The following is a 20,604-nucleotide window of genomic DNA, read 5'->3' on the forward strand; positions in this document are numbered from 1 at the left end:
ATAAATTAGAATCAATTTGAATTTACAATGTTTGTATTTTAGATTGTGTGGTAAGTCTATTTAAATTAAAACAACTTAAGCTTGTATATGTTAATAAATTTTTTAAAATCAATTTTCACTTGGTGGAATACCCAAACAGTCGGAACATTTTTGTTTACACTTTTTTCTGGAAAGTTAGTCGGAGTAGATCAGTTTGGAAATAGATATCACAGAAACAAAGATGATTCTAAACGATGGGTTATTTATAATGGCGATATTGATTCGTCTAGAATACCTCCCGAGTGGCATTTGTGGATTCACAAAACTTCACTATCCACTCCTGATAAAATTAAATTCGAGAATCATGATTGGATGAAAGAACATCACCGTAATTACACTGGCTCAAAATTAGCCTATAGCCCATCTAAATCCAAAAAAGAAAAAAAAGATTCTTATAAAAAATGGCAACCAGAATCTTAGCCTATTTCTTTCTTTTTATTTTTCTATCTCCTATCTATGCGCTTGGTCAGGGTCTAAAAGATGTAAAAATATTAGATAGTAATGCCAATACAGCGAACATTGTTATTCTGGATAAAATTACTTCCAAAAAAAATACCCATACCATTCAAATCAATAAAAAATATAAGTTTTATTCTTTAGAGGTGTTAGTTAAAAGATGCGTCTTGGATAATAGTGATGGTTCTTTAAAAACTTCTGCTTTTGTGCAAATCCAAGATCCTAATAAAAAAAATAAAGACCAAGTATATATTTATAATGGATGGATGTTTTCTGGATTTCCATCGATCAATCCCATGGAACATGTTAATTATGATATTTGGATTGAGAGTTGTGTTTAATTAAGAATATCTGATTTCGCTAACCAGTTCGTATCAAATTTAGAGTTCACAAAATCATCATGCTGTAAGATTTTTTTATGAAGGCCAATGGTACTTTCTATTCCAGCTATCACAAATTCATCTAAAGCTCTTTTAGAAATAGCTATCGATTCTTCTCGGTTATTTCCGTGGCAAATTAATTTTGCAATTAAGCTATCGTAATAGGGTTGAACTTTTCCACCTTGGAAAATGCATCCATCTACTCTTGTTCCCAGACCAGAAGGTTGATGGTAGGTGGTAACCGTACCCGCACTAGGTTGAAAGTTTTTTTGATAATCCTCTGCATTAATCCTGCATTCGATGGCATGACCTGAAAATATAATATCTTCTTGTCTTAAACTTAGTTTTCCGGTGGAGGCAATTTCTATCTGTCTTTTAACAATATCTATGCCAGTTACCGCTTCGGTAACAGGATGCTCTACTTGTAATCTAGTATTCATTTCTAAGAAAAAGAACTCTCCATCTTCATAAATAAACTCCAAAGTACCTGCACCTTCATATCCAAGTTGGGAAATACTTTGGACACAGGTATTTAACAAATCTTCCCTCTGTTTGGCTGTAATGACAGGACTAGGGGACTCTTCGATTACTTTTTGGTGTCTTCTTTGAATAGTACAGTCCCTTTCTCCAAGATGTACCGTATTATCTTTTCCATCTGAAAGTATTTGAACTTCAATGTGTCTTGGGTTTTTGAAATATTTTTCAATAAACACCTCATCATTATTAAAAAACTTTTTGGCTTCATTTTTAGCAATTTGTAAATTTTCCAATAATTCAGAATCTTTTTCTACAATTTTCATTCCTTTTCCACCACCACCACCAGCAGCTTTGATCAGAACCGGGTATCCAATCTTATTAGCAATTTCTTTAGCCTCATTAATTTCGGAAACTCCTTTTTCAGAACCTTTAATGACTGGTAATCCTAATTCTTTAGCGATTTTTTTAGCTTGGATTTTATCACCCATCTTATTAATTAATGCAGAGCTGGGTCCAATAAATTTAATCTTATGATCTTCTAAAATTTTAACAAAATTATAATTTTCTGATAAAAATCCATAACCAGGGTGAATGGCATCAGCACCAGACAATTCAAAAGCAGAGATAAGAGCTTGTACGTTTAGATAGCTGTCTTGTGCTTTATGAGGCCCTACGCAAATACTTTCATCCGCCATTTGGACATGCATGGATTCACTATCGACATTGGAATGGACGGCAACGGACTTAATTCCTAATTCTTTACATGCACGAATAATTCTAACTGCTATCTCACCACGATTGGCGATTAAAATTTTTTTAATCATGAGTTATTTTATTTTTGCTAGAATTTGGTCGAATTCTATTGCTTCACCATCTTTGACACATACTTCTTTTAACTCACCATCTGAGGTTGCTTGAATGTGGTTCATGGTTTTCATGGCTTCAATAATTAAAATAGTAGTTCCTTTTTTAACTTTAGTTCCTACTGTAACAAATGGTTTTGCACCAGGTTCTGCTGCAAGGTAAGCAGTTCCGACCATAGGACTTTTGATTAAGTGAAGAGATGGATCTTCTACCGGTTCGTTGGCTGCAACGGTAGCTGTAGGAGCAGCCGCTAATGGTGCAGAGGCTGCGGCAGTTGCTTTTGTTTCTTTTCCAACTTTAATAGAAATGTCTCCATCTTTATAACTAAGACTCGTTAGTTTAAATTCTTCCAAGTACCCAGATAGGGTTTTAATTAAATCTTTATTTATTTTCATCTTTAATAATTCTTTCTATCGCATCAACGGCTAAAATATAACTATTCAATCCAAATCCGCAAATAATTCCATTCACCGATTTACTAATCATTGATTTGTGGCGAAATTCTTCTCTAGCAAACACATTGGAAATATGAACCTCAATTTTAGGAATGTTCAGCGTATTTAAGGCATCCAATATAGCAACCGAAGTATGAGTAAACGCAGCGGCGTTAATAATTAAACCATCCGCGCTTTCTGATATTTCTTGAATTTTTCCAACTAATTCTCCCTCAATATTAGATTGATAAAAATCTGCAGTTATTTTTTTTGGCTGACAGTGGCTATCCACTTCTTTTTTAATTTCGTCTAAAGTCAAATGTCCATAAATATCAGGCTCTCTTTTGCCTAATAAATTTAGATTTGGACCGTTGATAATTTGTATTTTTAAGGTCATATAGCTTGAAGATTAATTATAATAAAAACTATGGAAATACAATTAAATGGAAATGCATATCCATTAGACAAAGAATGCAATATTGATGATTTCTTGAGCAAGCTTTCTATTGATAAGACCAAAGTTGCAGTTGAACTGAACAAAAGCGTCGTTCCCAAAGACAAATACTCTGTTACCAAATTAGCTCATAAAGATGTTGTTGAAATAGTAACCTTTATAGGAGGAGGGTAAATGTCAGATATTTTTAAAATTGGTGAACGAACTTTTAATTCTCGCTTAATTGTAGGAACGGGAAAATATAAAGATTTACAAGAAACTGCAGATGCAGTGAAAGCGTCGGGTGCTGATATTGTGACAGTTGCGGTAAGAAGAGTTAATATCACCGACACGAAAGAACCTTTGTTAATGGATTTTATTGATCCTAAAAAAATTACATACCTTCCTAATACTGCAGGATGTTTTAATTCTGAAGATGCTTTGAGAACTTTAAGATTAGCCAAAGAAAGTGGAGGCTGGAATTTGGTAAAACTAGAGGTTTTAGGAGATGAAAAAACATTATACCCCAACATGAGAGAAACTTTAGTGGCAGCTGAAATATTAGTGAAAGAAGGTTTTGAAGTTATGGTCTATTGCTCGGATGATCCTATTGCATGCAAACAGTTAGAAGAAATTGGTGTGGCAGCCATTATGCCTTTAGGTTCTTTAATTGGATCCGGACAAGGAATTCCTAATAAATTAAATATAGAAATTATTAAAAAACAATCCAAGGTCCCAGTTATTGTCGATGCAGGAATTGGTACTGCATCTGATGCTGCAATTGCTATGGAACTAGGTTGTGATGGAGTGTTAGTAAACTCTGCAATAGCCAAAGCTCAAAATCCTATCCTGATGGCAACCTCCATGAAGAATGCTGTAATTGCTGGAAGACAATCCTATTTATCAGGCAGAATGGACAAAATTAATATTGCCTCACCATCTTCTCCAGTAAAAGGGAAAATTAACTAAAACTATCTTTTTCTCTTCTTAGTTTTTTTTTATATTAGTTTATTAATTTGAGCCAATATATATTTATTTTTATTTGGCTAATTTTTTTATTTGATTTTTGCTTTTATTTTTAGCCTTGGTTTTTTTTTTACACGTTTCTTTTTAAAAACAATCACAGGCCCATACTTATTTTTTTTAAGATCGCTGGGTAATGAAAATAATAAAATACTAATCACTAAAGATATAATTCCAAACCACTCGAAACCCTCTATTCGAGACACGATACTAGGAACAATAGGTAGTAAGACATACCAGGCACTTTTGTTAGAATCGTGAAGTCTTCTGATAGCTACTCCAAGATAGGGAAGTAAACTTCCTAAGGAAAAGGCATACATGATCCACATCAACACGTTGCTCATTTGGAAATAGAACATAGAAAAAGTTAAGAGAAAAATAATTGTGTAATAAAATAGTACAAAGAACCAGAATTCAGATCTAGTTGCTCTGCCTGAAAAGGTTGCATATTTCACGTAGGTATTTTTTATCGAATTAAAAAATTTCATATTTAAGGACTTGTTCTATTAAAGTTTAGAGTCGTAATTTTCAGGATTGTAATTTTTGTTATTACGTATCGTCATGACAGCGGAAATACCTATAACTAAAAAAACTGATGAAAAAATTATAACTAAGTTTTTCTTATCAAAGAAATCAAAAAAAGCACCCAATACCGTTAGTGTTATTAACAATGCAGACACAGTAATTTGATAACGCACAATATTTTTGTGTTTTTGTTTGATGTCAGTGCTCATTTCTATTTCTGCTCTTAAAAAATCTCGTATGGAAAAGAAATCGGTCAAAATATTATCTTCATTTACCACAGGCATATGACGAATATTTTTATTTTTCATTATTGCAATAATTGAATCAATGCTGTCATTTAATTTAGCGGCAATGATTTCACTTGTCATGATTTCCTTAGCGGTAGTTAAATCAGCATCCTTTGCCTCTACCACCAGTTTAGTTACTATATCTCTCTCCGAGACAATTCCCACTAGCTTGTTTGCATTATCAACAATAGGTACTGCACCAATACTTCGCTCTTTTAATGCTGTAGCAATTTCGCTAATAGGTGTGTCCGGCTGGAAATAAAAATTTTCTTTATTATCTTTTAATTTCCTAAGATCTAATATTTTCATAAAATATTTTAATTTATATTTGTATAATTCTAAGACAAATGTAATGTTTATTTTAGACCATGAAAAGTAAATTTGTCATTGAAACCGGAAATACTTCTTGGTGGAAAAATGTCAAATATCGGAGAAAAGCTGCTGAAACTATCCGTAACTACCGAAAATTAGGTTATAAGTTAAAAAAAATGAAGACTTACCGGCTTAGTGGCCCCAATACCCTCATTTATTCAGATTATGAAGTTAGATTAAGTTGTCTTGATTAAGAAAGATCTAGACCAAAATGAACAATGCTAAAAATCTTAAGATGTTTAAAAGCTTTCCACATTCTACCTTACTAGTTTTGTTATCTTTACTATTCTTCAGACAATTCTGATAGTTGTGTTTTTCATATTTAAGAAAAAAAATAAAAATGGCTGATAAAATAGAACTAGATACCGGAACAGAATTGCCCAGCTCCTTTGTATTAACCGAAGAGTTCAAAAGCATCTTTAATACGATTGAAAACACCAAATCTAATTTATTTATTACCGGAAAAGCAGGATGTGGAAAATCTACTTTGCTTGAATATTTTAGACAGAACACGAAAAGACCTCATGCCATTGTAGCTCCTACGGGTTTGACTGCAATTAAAGCAAAAGGCATGACGATCCATAAGCTTTTTAAATTACCACCTACTTTTATTAGAAAAGAAGATGTCAGATTCTTAAAAGATAAAGCTTTGTTGAAAAAAATGGAAGTGTTGCTGATTGATGAGTGCTCTATGATGCGAGCGGATATTCTAGATGCGATTGATGAATCATTGCGAAAGAATAGAGGAAACCAAAAAGTGTTTGGTGGCGTTCAAGTAGTGATGTTTGGAGATTTGTTACAGCTTTCACCCATCGTTAATCAAAATTTAGAAGGGGATGTGATGAGAAGCATTTACCCTGATGGAAGTTATTTTTTCAACTCACAGGTTTTTTATCAATCTAATTTTCAAATTAATGAATTAACTAAAATATTTAGACAATCCGATAAATCATTTATTGATTTATTAAATAAATTCAGAATAGCCAAAGTCAACGATCAAGATTTAGCAGACATTAATCAAAGATATCAAGGACCTGGTTTTAAAGTACCGAATGGCGTTATTCTACTTTCCACCACGAATGCCAAAGTAGATAAAATTAATAATTCGAAATTAGCAGAATTAGATTCTAAGCATTTTGAATATGCAGGATCTATCAAGGGAGATTTTAAAGAAAAAGACTGTCCATCACCAGAAACATTAAAGTTAAAAGTAGGAGCACAGGTTATGTTAACTCAAAACGATGTTGGCAATGAGCCTAGACGATGGTCGAATGGAACCCTTGCAATCATTCATGAATTAAAGCCCAATTCCATTAGTATTAAAATTAAGGATGAAATTTTTGTATTAGGAAAAAGTAGATGGGATAAAATTCAATTCACTGTTGCTGAGGATACGATTAACCGCAAAGTAGTAGCAACCTTTTCCCAGTATCCTTTAAAATTAGCTTGGGCTTCTACTATCCATAAGTCCCAAGGGCAGACTTTTGAAAAAGTAGCCATCGATTTAGATAGAGGTGCTTTTGCTCATGGACAAACCTATGTTGCATTATCTAGAGCCAAATCCATGGAAGGTATTTATCTGATAAGAAAAATTGCTTATAAAGATCTTATCTTTGATGAAAAGGTTTTTGATTTTTTAGGTCAAGACTTTGAAGCTAAAAATAAAGAACAAGTTACTAAAAAAAATGAACCATCAGAATACGCATCAAGTCTACCTTATGATGAAGACTACAACCAAGATTCTTAAAGTAAAATGAAAGACAAAATATTCATAAAGATAGTCATTGGAGTGGTGATGTTTGTGATAGGTTTTGGAGGAAGCTATTTATACAAAACTAAATTCAGCGACACTTCTCTAAAAAACTTAAAGCAAAGCATTAGCAAATAAGCATGACTAATTTAGACATTTCTCACACGGATTATGCTAAGCAGCTCATCCAAAGCTTAGAGCAGGACCGAACCTTTAATATTGAGCTGAAAGAAGCATCTAATGTGTTTTTAGAAAAGTCGGTAGAAACGTATTACGATTTTTATGAAAAAGGTAAACGAGGTAGTTTCTTTAATTGTTTGATCTTTTATTTTCCAGAACCTAGACAATCAGATGTGGGTTTATTTATTGAAGATACACGAGGCTTATATATCAAAGCAGATCATAAGGTGATTGCCACGGAAGATAATAAGTCTTGTGCTATGATGCGTTCTTTCATTCCGCATAATTCTAAGTCTTTTTCCACAAAGGAAATACAAAATATCAAAGATATTTATTTAAAAGCTATTTATAAAACTGCTGAACAAGTATTTCATTTAGAAAATAAAAAAAACTAACAAGTAGAGGGGCACTTTGTTGTTAAGCGCCCCTATAATATTATTTACTAGCTTTTAAACATCTCCAAAGCCTTATTTAACAATTCTTCAGATTTTGCATGCTCTCCAGCATCGTGAGCTTTCATACCTGCGTCACGCATTTTTTGCGCTTCTTCAATTTTAGTATCCAAGTTTTTAGCCATCATTGGACACGAACCAGCGTATGCTGAGCCTGTAAAAAGAACTAAGATTGATACAATTAAAAATTTTTTCATGTTTTCCTTTCAGTTAATTTTTTTTAAATACCATAGATGATAAGATTAAAGTCGCTCACAATTGTCACGGAGCTTAATCGGGAACGACTCTTCGGTAATAATTACCAGAAGAGCCCCCTTTAAAATGACCTTTCGGTCGAATTCATTTAGAAAAATGAATTCTTTTTTAGTCTACTTAATAAAAGTTTAATTTACTTAAACCTTCAAGTTTCAGGCGGTGACATATATAGTCCTCCTCCAACAATTACCCTCTGCGCATTTAAAGAATAAGTCAAATTGACGAATTAAAAACCAAAACAAATTATATCGTAGCAAAACCAAGTAGTTATTTGCTTAGTTGGTTAAAATAAAATTAATAGGATTTCTTAAGCATTACATACCAAGGGTTTTTTTTTAATTGTAAAAATTTAATATTTTTGTCTTTGTTTTCAATGCTTTAGATTTCTTTAATGTAGTGATTGAAAGGCGTATAATTTTAGAAATTTTTTTTACAAAACTCATTTTCTTAAAATACTAACTTTTTTTATTTAAGTAGTAGTCTGGTTGTTACAATGAACTTAGAAAGAGCTATCGAAATTGCCCAAGAAGCTCATAAGGGAGTAAAGGACAGAGGGGGCCATGATTACATTAACCATCCCATAAGAGTCATGCATGCCATGAGTAATGATCAGGAAAAAATAGTAGCGATCCTTCATGATGTAGTAGAAGATTCAGATTGGACCTTTGAACGGTTAAAGGAAGAAGGTTTTGAAGATTCTGTGATTGAAAGCTTACGTTGTGTAACCAAATATTCAGAAGAAGAAGACTATCAAGAATTCATCAAGAGAGCTGCTACCAATAAGATTGCTACCAAAGTAAAAATGGCAGATATCGAAGACAACCTAGATTTAAGTAGACTAGGTACCTTAACCGAAAAGGATCTCACCCGAATAGAAAAGTACAAAAAAGCTTTAAAGTATTTAAAAGCCTTATAATTCCATCTATCCACAACTTTTCCTTTTAAATCAAACTTGAAACGTGGTTCTTGAGACCGTACAATATTAGGGATAAATTATGAGAGGTAGTTGGTTAGCATATTGTATGAGTAGTAACGATTGTTCTTCGTTAGAATGGATTGCACCTATAACTTATTTTCTACTAACCCTTGCTTCAATTTATTTTGCAAGAAAAGAGTACTTAACAAAAATCAAACCTGTAGGATTTATTCCTCGTAATATAGTCATGATGGTATTTTATATTTCAGTTCCGATTGGTTTTTTCACTATAGGAGTTGTAAGTTTAGTAGTTTTTTAGCGTGAAAAATAATCCAGATATAAATCGTAATCATGAGAAGTATAAGAGCGTGAGCCCAGACGATTTATCCTTAGCATATAAGTCGTTTTGCACGGACTCACAGAAGTAATGGTACTTATGGAAGGAACTTTAGTCTACAGAAAAAATAATCTTTGCATTCACAGTATTCCAATACTCATAATTCTGGGATAGAATTTAGGGATGAGAAGTATTTTATTGGCGTTAGTTTTGAGTTTGTTGTTGAATGGAAATGTAACTGCAGAACAATTAAGCAAATCTCCTTTTATACCAGATGATGTTTATGATCAATTCAGTCAATTGTCTAAAGAGCATAAAATTAAATTTTGTGGCTTTAAAAATTACAAACCAAAAAATAACATAATTAACAAAGATCTCCCTCCAAGAATTTATGGTTACAATTCAAGAATGGATAATGATAAAAATGTAGAAGGTATTTATGCTAGAGATGTTTTTAGAGCATACTCGCATGCTATTAATTTTGTGATGGTAAATGAAAATGATGAAATAAAAGAAATTCTTTTTAATAAACTTTATATATGGGCAAAAAATAAGGCTCTTACTAAAACAAAACAATGTTACAGGAATTCAGCTAAAAATTCTATATTGGAAGAATGCGAAGGAGAATGGAGTGATCCTGAGGGACAAGATTTAGCGCCGATTAAAGACGCAACAGTTACTTTGGAAATAATTATGGGATTAAATTATATCTACAATCTTAATTTTGCTGATTACAAGATTAACGATTCTAGACATAAAGATATTAATGCGTGGTTTAAACCTTTTTACAAAAGAATAAAGCGAGCTAATAAATTTTATTGGGGAAATTCTGCTGGTTGGTATTTTCCAAATATAGCATTAAGACATAATAGTAATAAAAAATATAAAAGTTTAGTGAAGAAACTGGTAAAAGGTGCTGATAAATGGATTTTAGAGGATGGAAGCATTAGGGATAGAACTACTCGTGGAGATAGAGCATTATGGTACCATCATACAGGTCTAGGCGAGGCATTCATGATACTAGAAATTGCTAACGCTGCTAAAGTGAAATTACCTAAAAATTTTGAAAAAAAATTAATTAAAGCTGTGGAGTTATTCCACGACTCATTTTTAGATAATTCAAAAATTGAGCCTTGGGCAAAGAAACGGCATAATTCGCAAGCTAGCAATAGAGTTCAAAAATTTACTCTTAACTTAGATAGCATTTCATTTAATGGTTCATGGTTTCATATTATGCAGTATAGATACCCAGAACATAGAACTTCAAGGTTTTTAAATAGTCATATGTCAAATCGTTCACAATCTCTTAAAGGTGATGAGGTTACTGGAATTGGGATGGGCTGTGTATACAACGCATTAGCAAATCAATGAAAAAACTTTTAGAGATCGTGGTTTCAAAAGATTAAATGGTTTTACTTTGGTCCATTTCATTTTTAGTAGTCTTAATTTTTTTAAGTAATTTTTTAACAAATTATTTAAAAAGTCTTGACATAGAAAATGATCACAACAGCCCAGATGCTTTTTGGAAATTTACCTATGATCATTATGATAAAAATGAATTTAATAAATCTATTACAAAAGTAAAAGATTCTGATTCAGTAGAAAAGCAAAAAATATTTAAAGACAGATTGATTATATTATATTGGCTGCTTACAATTTCGATTTTTGTAACTGTTATTTATATTTTAACTTTAGTTTTAAAAATGATATTATTATAATCAAGAAATCGTAGCTAATTAATCTTCTCATTACGTTATGTATATAATTATAGCCTATCCATCCGTTCCATTGCCCGAGATTCTAGGGTAGAATTCTGGTTATGAAAAAGCTTTTAGGGATCATGGTTCTGGGTTTGTTGTTAAGTGGGAACGCTTATGCAGAAATTAACTGGCAGAAAAGAAATTTGTGCGAAAAATCTGAATACAAAGATTTATGTTCTATAATTTTAGATAAAAAATTAGTTGGTGTAAATACAATAGCAAATTTTAAATTTGAAAAAGGAAAAATTATTGCACTAATAATTGTTAAAAAAAGGGAAAATATGAGTTTGCTTCAAGATCCAGATCCAAGTTATGTAGCAAAATATACAGGTGAATATCTTGTTTATAAAAATGCAGATGGGATATTTATCACAGAATTTGCACCTTCCTCTCCTATGGAAAATTTAATATGTGATAATTCGAATAAATGTATTAATGCCAACTCAATAAGATCTTAACATGAAAAAACTAATTTGCATCATGGTTCTGGGTTTATGACACTTGAGATTATTATTATTTCATTAACTATCGTCTTTGCAGTTTATTTTTTATTTAGACCTACCTCTAAAAAAGAAAAAGACAGGTTTGAAGATAAAGATAACTGGAGGGGTGGGTTTTAAATGAAAAAAATCCTAACGTTCCCAATTCTCGGTAGAGTGGATTAGAAAATGTATGAAATAGCTGCAAATTTAATATTATTGGTTCATTTTATATTTATTCTCTTTGTTGTATTTGGTGCCTTATTATTTTTTGCTTCAGCAAAGATTATTTTGATACATACGCCTGCTTTTATTTGGGGGTGCTATATCGAATTCACTAATTCTATATGTCCTCTGACTTATCTTGAAAATTGGTTTTTACATAAAGCTAATCTAACAACATATTCTGTAGGTTTTATTCAAAATTACTTAGTGCCGATTGTTTATCCGGTGAGTCTTACGAAAGATTTACAAACATACCTAGGAATAGCCCTAATAGTCATAAATGTAGTTTTTTATGCCTTTATATTTAATAAATTGAAAAAAAATTTTAAATGAAAAAGATTTTAGGTATAGCGTTTCTGGTTTTGTTGTTGTGCTAGAATGCTTATGCAAAAATTGATTGAAAATACATCAAAAACGATACATCTTTAGATTTAAGGTAAGCAAACGACGAAATTTAACATCGATATCTTCTTTAATATTTTAGCAAAACATGACCGCTCTACTATTGTATTCAATTAACCTTAATTTGGTTTAATTAATGCGATATTTAAAGCTTATTAAGCCTTTTTTGTTTTAGGGACGATCTTTGTGTGATTGGAGTTTTTGTTTTTTTTATTACAACATTCTTTTAAAACTTTAACTGCAGCCATACCACCTAAAAAAGTTAAACCGAGTACCTTAAGCCCAATTAAAGTTTTAATTATCATTATTATTAATTATCACAGATTTTTTATTCAAGAAATAGTTTTAAACTTAATCAATCCAAGAAGTGAGACACTATTGCAAAAAAAATAAATGCAATTATCTTTAAAATACAACTAAGAGCATATATCTAGATCGTCATGACAAATAAATATCTTATTTTTGGAGCAACAGGTTCCATTGGTTCCAGTTTAGCTAAAATGCTTAAGCAATCTGATTTTGATATTCATCTTGTCGCCAGACAAGAAGATTTGGTATCACAACTTGCTAATGAATTAGGTTGTAGTTTCACCGTAGCTGATGTTTTAGAAGAAAATTTTATTGAAAAGGTAAAAGCTGATGCGCCTGATATCAAAGGGCTAGCTTATTGCGTAGGTTCTATAGATTTAAAGCCACTTAAAATGGTTAAAGAACAGGATTTACAAAAATGTATGAAGCTTAATCTGTACTCTGCGGTGGAAATTATAAAAGCTTATCATGATAGTTTAAAACAAAACAAAGGTTCAATTGTATTATTTTCAACAGTTGCTGCTCAAAGAGGATTTACAAATCATGCAATTATCGCTTCTGCTAAAGCTGCCGTGGAAGGATTAACAGTTTCTCTAGCGTCTGAATTTGCACCTGATATTCGTGTCAATTGTATTGCACCCAGCTTAAGCTACTCAAAAATTGCCGAACCTATGCTTAAAAATAAACCTTTAGCGGATGGTATCGCAAAAGCTCACCCACTTAAAAGATTGGGTGAGGGAAAAGATTCAGCAGCCTTAGCTAAATTTTTACTGAGTGAAGAAAGTTCTTGGATGACGGGACAAATTATTGGTGTCGACGGCGGACGATCTAAGCTTTCTTAAATATATAAATTCAATTTAAAAAATTAATATTCTTTACTAATTTGTTTTTTTTAAATTTGTTTGTTGTTCTTCGTTAGGATCTAATTTGTTGTTTAAAATATTTGCATATGAATGATTAACATCTCTATGACCCGCTTCATCTTCTCTAACTCTTACGACCACATCTCTTAAAGTCGCGTGAAGTGGAAGGCTATAGTAATCAATGGCAATTTTAGGAGCAGGTTCATTTTTCATTTTACCGCTATCAAGTTCGTCTAAGAACTCAGTATAACTATAAACTGCTTCTTCTTCAAAATAACCAACAATTCGGTGCGCCGTTCTTTTTGAAATAATATAAATAAATAAATACATTAGAATAAAAATGAATTGCGCTATTAAAATGATAACTCGTTCCATGGCCGTTGGTTTTGCAATGTTGACGAAAATCATTAGATGCATTCTTTCATTTTCAGCTTCATCTAAAAGGGTCTTAATCCAACCCTTATCATCTTCAATTTTTCTAATGGACTTTAAATGCGTTAACATTCCAGCTATCATACCAGGAACTGCTGCCACTGTTTCCAGTACCACAGCACGATGCCCATATTTTTTTTTAAAGAAGGTATCTGCAACAAACCTTAAAAATTTGGTAAATCCAAATGCAATACGATCACTAATATTTTCAGGTTTATGGTGACTGTCTAATTTCATAAAATTTATATAGTAAATCTTAATAAATTTTCTTCTGCAATTTTATCATCTATGCTCTTTGCCATCATTGGGCATGAACCTGCATAAGCAGAACTTGTGAAAAGTACTAAGAATAATGTAATTACTATTTTTTTCATTAATAACCAAATAATAGGAAAATAATTAGTTTTTACTATAACCAATATTGTCACTTTGCATGTGCAAAATGACCCAACTATTTCTTGTATAAATTTACTGTGCGCATAAAGCCTATAATCATTTAATAAAAATCCTGTATTATGATTATTATTAATGATTGAAATTTATGATTGAAAAATTTAATGGAATTTTTTATTTAGTATTATTTGTAGTACATTTCTTAGGTGTTGGAGCTTATGCTTATCAACTGATTATTGGAAACCAAAAATTTAGAGATAAATTTCAAATAAATGAAACTGCTACAGCAACCCTGAGAATGATTGGCGCTATGTTTTTAGGTACTTTCCTGATGGCAATGTATATCATGTTTGTAAGACCCAATGGCGTTCAGGATACATGGGCATTTTTCAATTTAGTTTTTGTTCAAAATTTGTGCATTTTTATTGTTAATACTTATTCGATTAAGATTGATAAGACCGGTGTAAAATCACCATCAAATGAAGCTGTAGTTGCACCATTAATCTTTACAATCATTAGTGCAGTTCTCTGTTATGGGTTGGCTGATAAAATTTATATTTACTAAACTTTTGAAGGCAATGATAAGAATGAAACATATACTATACAAAGTAATTGTGATTACCTTGTTTGCTTCATCAATATCTTATGCTGAGTTAATAGAACCTAATGATGGAATTGAACCTTCTCAAGTTATCAAAATTCAATTGAGAAGTTTAAAGCAGAACAATAAACCTAATAAAGACAATGGGATTGAACAGACCTGGAAATTTGCCCATCCAAACAATCAAAAATACACAGGTCCTTTAGACCGATTTAAAACTATGATTAAAGGAAAGTCTTACGAAATGTTGCTCAACCATTTAGACCATAATATTACAATGGTTCAATCTAATGATTTAATAGTGAATTTTGAAGTAACGGTTCTTGATAAAAACAAAACCTACTATAAATTTAATTGGACAGTTGAAAAATATAGAGAAGAGGGACCACTTAAAGACTGCTGGTTAACTACTATAGTGTCAGCTCCAAAATCTCTAGGATCATCAATTTAAATAATCCCCATTTAAAAGCCCATCTAAAATCCTATCTTCAACAGCCCAATAAATTTCCAATACCTACACAAAACCTACACAAAACCTACACAAAACCTACACAGATTGTTCTCTGGGATCTCTCTGGACTTCTAAAAGATGCGCAACTCATCGTCTTAACGTTAGCTTTTTTTAAAATATAAAAGTCATAAATCGCGACACTTAAAATAGTCAACGTTGATATCCAAGCGGCGGTGTTCATTTTTTATTTTTCTCTCTTCTCCATAATATATAAAATAATAATATGAGAGCTGGCTGTAAGATTACAAAAATAACAATATTAGCCAATTCATAGCCCATCCCTGTTACATCACCTATAACCTCAAGAACCCAGACACACCAGTTGAAAAAATCATGAATCATGGAGGTTATTTTTTCATATAAAGTATTTTAATGAGTTTCCAATAGCTGACAATATTAGTATCACAGTAGTAACCTTTGCTGTAGTAGCCCAGCTATAAAGCTCGCCTGCTTTAATTTTTTTAGCTTTATAAATATCTGCAGAATTAAACACTCCCATGACTGCAAGTACATTCCAAATAATAAGCAAAATATAAATTAACAAAATAATTATTTTATTGGGCAAAAACAAAGTGGTTAAAATGTTAAAAAAAATATTTCCAAAAATAAAAAAACCCCAAAAAGAAGCGGCTAAACTTTTATTACCATGCCAGAAATTTTTAAACGTGTGTTTGCGATTAATTTTTCCTAGATTAAAAGTATTTTTTTTTAATCTCATTTTTAGACTCCGTTTTCTTTTATTTTTAAACAATCCCACTAGAGGAATTGCAAAAACTAATGCAAAACCCATAATACCGTAAATAAAATTAGTCCTTGTTTCCTTATCTCGTATTTGTTTAATTTCTTTACTGGTGAATTTGCACTCTCTTTCAGGCAAAACTATATGAAAATATTCAGATTGTGAATTAACCCAACGCGAATGAACTTTACCTTCATAGCATTCAAGATTTTTTACCATACCACCTTTGTGTTCGGCACTAGCCACTGCACCAAATAAACAACTTAGAACGATGATGCAAATTAGTTTTTTCATTTATTAATGGCCCGTACAATTCCATTGCATATTTTTAGATCACCACCAATATAGTTATTCATCATATATATCCCTGTTTTAGCAAAAGATTCGTTTCCATCTTTTTCTAGATACTTCATCATATTATCTATGTCAGTCTTAAGACTCTTTGCTGTAACCTCTTCAGTCCAATTCATTTTTTTCATTAAGATTTTTGCAGCAAAATTAAACGTTATTCGAAACGCTTTTAAAAGATTTTCTGGATTAGAAGAGTCTTTAGTTATTGAAGTAGCATATATATATGCTGCGGAGCATCTTTTTAAAACGTAGGTAAAAGTTATAGGATCACTAGCGTAATTATCATTTTCTTGAATATATTTTTTTAAAGCTATCATTGATTGAGAATAAGCATTCCCACCCAACAACAAACCCAGAACCACGATCAAAGAGAAGAGTTTTTTCATTTCCAATTACTATCGCATCCTATCATCCAAGCATTAGTTGGATACTTTCTTAGCATTTCTGCAGTATTAGAATATTCGTCTATAAAATCCTGACAATCATCTACTTCTTTAGCTTTAAATTTTCCACCTAAATAAAATTTGTATTTACTAGGTCCCCCTTCCATACATGGATCTCCTGTTCTTCCAAGGTCAGGGTTATTCAAAACTCCTTCCTGATAATTGCACAAATATGCTTTTACATCTTTCTTAAAAAAAGCATAAGCATTCCCACTCAACAACAGTGCTAATACCAATCCCAACACAATCCTCTTCATCTTCGAATTCTACTCCAGAATCATGGGCAATGGAACGGGGTGATAAGCTAGGAAATACTGTAATCTCTGATAAATTATATGAGTGAGAAAGATATCAGAATCAAAAAGTTGGAAAGAATTAAACAATCATTTAGCTTCTCTAACTACCTCGCAAAAATCTAAAGCAGGTGGAGATATATTTGAACACGTTTGTAAGTATTATTTACAAACAGCACCTCACTACCAGTCCAAGCTAAAAAAGGTTTGGCTCTTAAAAGAAATTAAAGAAGATTTAAAAAGAAAACTTAATCTCCCCGATACCGATGAAGGTATCGATTTAATTGCAGAGACTTATGATAAAAAATATTGGGCGATCCAATCTAAATACAGATCCAATCCTAAAGACACCCTTACGATTAAAGGGGATCTAGCAACCTTTGCTAATTTAGCTTTTAACAACTGTAAACACATAAGTCATGGTTTAGTTCTAACGACTTCTGATAAACCACCACTTAAAACCAAACTATTAAGGGGAGTTGGTTTTGAAACGTTAGAAAGCTTTGTTGGTTTAGATGATAATGATGGTGAAGGTTGGAAAGCTATTACTGCTAAAGCCAAAGGTAAAACCATTAAACCAAAAGCCCTAACTCCAAGACCCCATCAAGCAGAAGCTATTAAAAAGAGTTTCGAACACTTTAAAAACAATGAACGTGGCAAAATGATTATGCCCTGTGGTACGGGTAAAAGTTTAGCTGCATTTTGGATTGCAAGAAAAGTAAATGCTAAATCTATTTTAATTGCTGTTCCTTCATTAGCGCTTCTTCAACAAACGTTAAAAGTATGGACTAGAGAATATTTAATAGCAGGTGTTAGACCTGATTGGTTATGCGTTTGTAGTGATCAAACGGTAAGTGATGATCAAGATGATTTTGTCAGCAACATTTATGATTTAGGAATCGATGTCACTACGGACAAGAATGATATTAAAAAGTTTCTTCAAAAAAAGAACAGTAACTTAAAGATAGTATTTACCACCTATCAATCAGGAAAAGTCACCGCTCAAGGAGCTAAAGGATTTAAGTTTGATCTTGGAATTATGGATGAGGCTCATAAAACAGTAGGGCATGGTGAAAAAGCAATGGCTCATTTAATTCATCAAAAGAACATCAAGATTAAGAACCGTTTGTTTATGACGGCAACCGAGAGATTATTTAGAGGCGATAAAGATGAATACTTATCCATGGATGATCCAAGAGATTATGGAGAGATCATCTATCAATTAAGCTTTAAAGCTGCGATCGAAATGAAGCCACCTATCATTTCAGATTATAAGATTATTACTTTCGGGATCACGGCTCCTGAAATTGAAGCGGTTTATAGTAGTAATAAATTCATCCAAGTTAAAAAAGAAATCGATAATATTACTGCCAGAGAATTTGCAATAGCCATAGCTCTTCGAAAGGCAATAAAGAAACTTAAAATAAGTAATGCTATTTCTTTTCACAGCTCCATCAAAAGAGCCAATAACTTTAAAAAACAACAAGAGCTTATCTCTAAAGTTTATAAACAATACGGAAAAATCAAAACATTCCACGTAAGTGGTGCAATGGCAACCAGCCAACGTACATCACAAATGAGAGAGTTTGCGGAAGGCAAAGGTTTAATGACCAATGCTAGATGTTTAACGGAAGGGGTGGATTTACCAGCGATCGATTGTGTTGTGTTCACGGATCCCAAAAGATCCAAAGTAGATATAGTGCAAGCGGCAGGAAGAGCTTTGCGATTATCTAAAAGTAAAAAGTTTGGTTATATTCTTATACCCATTCTTATTTCAGAAGATGAAAATGCCACTGAAGCTGCAAAGGACACAGCCTTTGAAGATATCGTAGCAACGATTAGAGCATTAGCTACACAAGATACCAGGATCACTGATTATTTAAGAGCGGTCAGCAGTGGAACTATTCCAAGAGGCAAAGGAAGTCCAGTTGATGGCTTGACAAAACTTAATGTCCTAACAAAAGTTAATGAAGAAGAGTTTAATAAATCCATCCAACTAAAGGTCTGGGACCGTGTAGCTTTTGGTAATTGGAGACCTTATGAAGAAGCTAAAAAATATGTTCAATCTTTAAAGTTAAAAAATTCCACACAATGGAGAGCCCATATTAAACTAAAAAATTTTCCAAAGGACATTCCACAAAGCCCAAATGAAGTCATTGTATACAAAAAAGAATGGGAAAGCTGGGGTGTATTTTTAGGAACAGGAAATGTTGCTTCACAACTAATACAATATAGAGATTACAAAGAAGCAAAAAAATACGCTCAATCTTTAAATCTTAAGAGCGGAAGAGAATGGGTAGCCCATACTAAATCTAAAAATTTTCCTAAAGATATCAAGGTTGCCCCTCATTCATATGAAGAATTTGAAAGTATGGGTATATTTTTAGGAACAGGAATTGTTGCTAACAGGTTAAGAAAATACAAAAAATACAAAGAAGTTAAAAAATATGCTCAATCTTTAAAATTAAAAAGTGCTAAACAATGGACTGATCATTGTAAATCAAAAAATTTCCCAGAAGATATTCCAGTAAAAGTTTGGGATATTTACAAAAATGAATACCAAGGTATGGGAGATTTTCTAGGTACAGAAAATACTTCTTGGAGATATAAAAATTACAAATCGTACAAAGAAGTTAAAAAATACGCTCAATCTTTAAATCTTAAGAGCAGAAGAGAATGGAAAGCCCATATTAAATCTAAAAATTTTCCTAAAGATATCCCTTTATACCCAGATAATCTCAAAACGTATAAAAAAAAATGGGAAAACTGGGGTGTATTTTTAGGCACAGGAAATACTTCTTTGAAACATAAAAAGTACAAATCGTACAAAGAAGCTAAAAAATATGCTCAATCTTTAAATCTTAAGAACAGAAATGAATGGATAGCCCATGCTAAATCTAAAAATTTTCCTAAAGATATCAAGCGTGCCATTTGGCTTGATGAAGAGTTTGAAAGTATGGGTGTATTTTTGGGAACAGGAACTGTTGCTAACCATTTAAAAGAATTTAGAAGTTTCAAGAAAGTTAAAAAATATGCTCAATCTTTAAAATTAAAAAGTGCTAAACAATGGACTGATCATTGTAAATCAAAAAATTTTCCAGAAGATATTCCGAGAAATCCAGACGCTTCTTACAAATATAAAAAAGAATGGAAAGGCTGGGACGATTTTCTGGGTAAGAAGAAATGACGAAAAAAGAAGATGAAATTATTGAGGTAGGGTTAGATTTGTATGAATTAGCTATGGCGGGTAAGCTAAAATACAAGGCTCCGCGTAGGAAATCACAACAAAACTTAGAGCATAAAGTACTCTTTGGTATGATGAAATTAGTTCGAGAAAAACTACACACTCCTCACAAAGCTCAATTGCAGTTTAGCAAAACCGAAGAATTATTGGAGCTATATAGAAAAGATAAGAAGATACCTGCCACGGACAATCCTAAGCATTGGGCTTCAGAAAAGCTATTTAAATACTGCAAGAATATGTGGGATAAATATATGCGAAAAGGCGGTATTTATTCATCTTTAAAGAGGAATAAAAAAGGTAGACCCAAAGATAAAAAAAAGAATAGCTAAATAAGAACTTAGCAATTTTTTTCATACATTTTCTTTTGTAGAGAATGATC

30 protein-coding genes are annotated in these 20,604 nt (G+C 32.0%); 19 read left to right on the top strand and 11 right to left on the bottom strand.

The annotated features are described in order from the left end of the window. The first annotated feature begins 87 nt into the window (after positions 1-87). Together SAR11G3_RS04450 and SAR11G3_RS04455 are read left to right on the top strand one after the other, a co-directional pair. Positions 88-459, top strand: coding sequence for an NADH-ubiquinone oxidoreductase subunit NDUFA12 family protein (locus SAR11G3_RS04450; RefSeq protein WP_013695592.1), 372 nt, complete (start codon positions 88-90; stop codon positions 457-459). Then, entirely contained in the window at positions 441-836 is a 396-nt protein-coding gene (locus SAR11G3_RS04455) for a DUF2155 domain-containing protein (RefSeq protein ID WP_013695593.1), read from the top strand. The genes SAR11G3_RS04450 and SAR11G3_RS04455 overlap by 19 nt, the downstream gene beginning before the upstream one ends. Here SAR11G3_RS04455 and accC read toward each other — a convergent pair. From accC to aroQ, 3 genes are read right to left on the bottom strand one after another with little or no spacing between them, the layout of a single operon-like run. Beyond that, positions 833-2,176 carry an acetyl-CoA carboxylase biotin carboxylase subunit gene (gene accC / locus SAR11G3_RS04460; RefSeq protein ID WP_013695594.1) on the bottom strand — a complete coding sequence of 448 codons (1,344 nt, stop codon included), beginning with the start codon at positions 2,174-2,176 and terminating at the stop codon, positions 833-835. The two genes, SAR11G3_RS04455 and accC, sit on opposite strands and share 4 nt — an antisense overlap. 3 nt (positions 2,177-2,179) lie before the next feature. Next, on the bottom strand, positions 2,180-2,611 hold the full coding sequence (accB, locus tag SAR11G3_RS04465) for an acetyl-CoA carboxylase biotin carboxyl carrier protein (RefSeq protein ID WP_013695595.1): 432 nt from the start codon (positions 2,609-2,611) through the stop codon (positions 2,180-2,182). Next, positions 2,598-3,047, bottom strand: coding sequence for a type II 3-dehydroquinate dehydratase (aroQ, locus tag SAR11G3_RS04470; RefSeq protein WP_013695596.1), 450 nt, complete (start codon positions 3,045-3,047; stop codon positions 2,598-2,600). The genes accB and aroQ overlap by 14 nt, the downstream gene beginning before the upstream one ends. A gap of 30 nt (positions 3,048-3,077) precedes the next feature. Between aroQ and thiS the strand changes: the two genes are divergently transcribed. Together thiS and SAR11G3_RS04480 are read left to right on the top strand one after the other, a co-directional pair. Next, positions 3,078-3,278, top strand: coding sequence for a sulfur carrier protein ThiS (thiS, locus tag SAR11G3_RS04475; protein ID WP_013695597.1), 201 nt, complete (start codon positions 3,078-3,080; stop codon positions 3,276-3,278). Then, positions 3,279-4,052 carry a thiazole synthase gene (locus SAR11G3_RS04480; protein WP_013695598.1) on the top strand — a complete coding sequence of 258 codons (774 nt, stop codon included), beginning with the start codon at positions 3,279-3,281 and terminating at the stop codon, positions 4,050-4,052. A gap of 86 nt (positions 4,053-4,138) precedes the next feature. Here the strand turns inward: SAR11G3_RS04480 and SAR11G3_RS07185 are convergent, their stop codons facing one another. Both SAR11G3_RS07185 and SAR11G3_RS04490 read right to left on the bottom strand, forming a co-directional pair. Beyond that, positions 4,139-4,594: a DUF805 domain-containing protein gene (locus SAR11G3_RS07185; protein ID WP_081456290.1), complete on the bottom strand. Its 456-nt coding sequence runs from the start codon at positions 4,592-4,594 to the stop codon at positions 4,139-4,141. Positions 4,595-4,612: 18 nt separating this feature from the next. Beyond that, on the bottom strand, positions 4,613-5,227 hold the full coding sequence (locus tag SAR11G3_RS04490; RefSeq protein ID WP_013695600.1) for a CBS domain-containing protein: 615 nt from the start codon (positions 5,225-5,227) through the stop codon (positions 4,613-4,615). 403 nt (positions 5,228-5,630) lie between these two features. Between SAR11G3_RS04490 and SAR11G3_RS04495 the strand changes: the two genes are divergently transcribed. The 3 genes from SAR11G3_RS04495 to SAR11G3_RS04500 are packed head-to-tail and all read left to right on the top strand — an operon-like array spanning position 5,631 to position 7,615. Further along, entirely contained in the window at positions 5,631-7,037 is a 1,407-nt protein-coding gene (locus tag SAR11G3_RS04495) for an ATP-dependent DNA helicase (RefSeq protein WP_013695601.1), read from the top strand. A 6-nt stretch (positions 7,038-7,043) separates the two neighbouring features. Further along, positions 7,044-7,178, top strand: coding sequence for a hypothetical protein (locus SAR11G3_RS07710; RefSeq protein WP_013695602.1), 135 nt, complete (start codon positions 7,044-7,046; stop codon positions 7,176-7,178). Between the two features lie 2 nt (positions 7,179-7,180). Beyond that, positions 7,181-7,615, top strand: a complete 435-nt coding sequence (locus SAR11G3_RS04500) for a hypothetical protein (protein WP_013695603.1) — start codon at positions 7,181-7,183, stop codon at positions 7,613-7,615. Between the two features lie 47 nt (positions 7,616-7,662). On the opposite strand, the gene SAR11G3_RS04505 is transcribed toward SAR11G3_RS04500, so the two are convergent. Further along, on the bottom strand, positions 7,663-7,869 hold the full coding sequence (locus SAR11G3_RS04505) for a hypothetical protein (protein ID WP_013695604.1): 207 nt from the start codon (positions 7,867-7,869) through the stop codon (positions 7,663-7,665). A 551-nt stretch (positions 7,870-8,420) separates the two neighbouring features. Here SAR11G3_RS04505 and SAR11G3_RS04510 point away from each other — a divergent pair. The 8 genes from SAR11G3_RS04510 (at position 8,421) to SAR11G3_RS04545 (ending at position 13,197) form a co-directional block, all read left to right on the top strand. Next, positions 8,421-8,843, top strand: coding sequence for an HD domain-containing protein (locus SAR11G3_RS04510; protein WP_013695605.1), 423 nt, complete (start codon positions 8,421-8,423; stop codon positions 8,841-8,843). A 106-nt stretch (positions 8,844-8,949) separates the two neighbouring features. Next, entirely contained in the window at positions 8,950-9,162 is a 213-nt protein-coding gene (locus SAR11G3_RS04515) for a hypothetical protein (RefSeq protein WP_013695606.1), read from the top strand. A gap of 201 nt (positions 9,163-9,363) precedes the next feature. Continuing rightward, positions 9,364-10,551 carry an alginate lyase family protein gene (locus SAR11G3_RS04520; protein ID WP_013695607.1) on the top strand — a complete coding sequence of 396 codons (1,188 nt, stop codon included), beginning with the start codon at positions 9,364-9,366 and terminating at the stop codon, positions 10,549-10,551. 35 nt (positions 10,552-10,586) lie between these two features. After that, entirely contained in the window at positions 10,587-10,898 is a 312-nt protein-coding gene (locus tag SAR11G3_RS04525; protein WP_013695608.1) for a hypothetical protein, read from the top strand. Positions 10,899-10,999: 101 nt separating this feature from the next. Continuing rightward, the gene (locus tag SAR11G3_RS04530; protein WP_013695609.1) at positions 11,000-11,398 is read left to right on the top strand and encodes a hypothetical protein; all 399 of its coding nucleotides are present in this window, start codon (positions 11,000-11,002) and stop codon (positions 11,396-11,398) included. Between the two features lie 36 nt (positions 11,399-11,434). After that, entirely contained in the window at positions 11,435-11,560 is a 126-nt protein-coding gene (locus SAR11G3_RS07715) for a hypothetical protein (protein WP_013695610.1), read from the top strand. Positions 11,561-11,608: 48 nt separating this feature from the next. After that, complete coding sequence (locus tag SAR11G3_RS07915; protein WP_013695611.1) at positions 11,609-11,977, top strand: DUF2784 domain-containing protein; 369 nt, start codon at positions 11,609-11,611, stop codon at positions 11,975-11,977. A gap of 509 nt (positions 11,978-12,486) precedes the next feature. Then, entirely contained in the window at positions 12,487-13,197 is a 711-nt protein-coding gene (locus SAR11G3_RS04545; protein WP_013695613.1) for an SDR family NAD(P)-dependent oxidoreductase, read from the top strand. A gap of 36 nt (positions 13,198-13,233) precedes the next feature. On the opposite strand, the gene SAR11G3_RS04550 is transcribed toward SAR11G3_RS04545, so the two are convergent. Both SAR11G3_RS04550 and SAR11G3_RS07285 read right to left on the bottom strand, forming a co-directional pair. Continuing rightward, positions 13,234-13,887 (bottom strand): alternative oxidase, encoded by a 654-nt coding sequence (locus SAR11G3_RS04550; RefSeq protein ID WP_013695614.1) that lies wholly within the window; start codon positions 13,885-13,887, stop codon positions 13,234-13,236. A 5-nt stretch (positions 13,888-13,892) separates the two neighbouring features. Further along, positions 13,893-14,069 (bottom strand): hypothetical protein, encoded by a 177-nt coding sequence (locus SAR11G3_RS07285; protein WP_158304711.1) that lies wholly within the window; start codon positions 14,067-14,069, stop codon positions 13,893-13,895. 122 nt (positions 14,070-14,191) lie between these two features. On the opposite strand from SAR11G3_RS07285, the gene SAR11G3_RS04560 reads away from it, so the two are divergent. Both SAR11G3_RS04560 and SAR11G3_RS04565 read left to right on the top strand, forming a co-directional pair. Further along, complete coding sequence (locus SAR11G3_RS04560; RefSeq protein WP_013695616.1) at positions 14,192-14,608, top strand: hypothetical protein; 417 nt, start codon at positions 14,192-14,194, stop codon at positions 14,606-14,608. Between the two features lie 22 nt (positions 14,609-14,630). Next, on the top strand, positions 14,631-15,095 hold the full coding sequence (locus tag SAR11G3_RS04565) for a hypothetical protein (RefSeq protein WP_013695617.1): 465 nt from the start codon (positions 14,631-14,633) through the stop codon (positions 15,093-15,095). Positions 15,096-15,510: 415 nt separating this feature from the next. Here SAR11G3_RS04565 and SAR11G3_RS04570 read toward each other — a convergent pair whose 3' ends face one another. From SAR11G3_RS04570 to SAR11G3_RS04580, 3 genes are read right to left on the bottom strand one after another with little or no spacing between them, the layout of a single operon-like run. Continuing rightward, positions 15,511-16,188: a hypothetical protein gene (locus SAR11G3_RS04570; RefSeq protein ID WP_013695619.1), complete on the bottom strand. Its 678-nt coding sequence runs from the start codon at positions 16,186-16,188 to the stop codon at positions 15,511-15,513. Then, complete coding sequence (locus tag SAR11G3_RS04575; RefSeq protein WP_013695620.1) at positions 16,185-16,631, bottom strand: hypothetical protein; 447 nt, start codon at positions 16,629-16,631, stop codon at positions 16,185-16,187. The genes SAR11G3_RS04570 and SAR11G3_RS04575 overlap by 4 nt, the downstream gene beginning before the upstream one ends. Continuing rightward, positions 16,628-16,945: a hypothetical protein gene (locus SAR11G3_RS04580; protein WP_041862369.1), complete on the bottom strand. Its 318-nt coding sequence runs from the start codon at positions 16,943-16,945 to the stop codon at positions 16,628-16,630. Before SAR11G3_RS04580 ends, SAR11G3_RS04575 begins: the two co-directional genes overlap by 4 nt. A gap of 82 nt (positions 16,946-17,027) precedes the next feature. Here SAR11G3_RS04580 and SAR11G3_RS04585 point away from each other — a divergent pair, with 82 nt between their 5' ends. Beyond that, complete coding sequence (locus SAR11G3_RS04585) at positions 17,028-20,168, top strand: DEAD/DEAH box helicase family protein (RefSeq protein WP_013695622.1); 3,141 nt, start codon at positions 17,028-17,030, stop codon at positions 20,166-20,168. Then, on the top strand, positions 20,165-20,554 hold the full coding sequence (locus tag SAR11G3_RS04590) for a hypothetical protein (protein WP_013695623.1): 390 nt from the start codon (positions 20,165-20,167) through the stop codon (positions 20,552-20,554). The genes SAR11G3_RS04585 and SAR11G3_RS04590 overlap by 4 nt, the downstream gene beginning before the upstream one ends. Positions 20,555-20,604: the final 50 nt, after the last annotated feature.

It is taken from the genome of Candidatus Pelagibacter sp. IMCC9063, assembly GCF_000195085.1.
Taxonomy (GTDB): Bacteria; Pseudomonadota; Alphaproteobacteria; order Pelagibacterales; family Pelagibacteraceae; genus IMCC9063.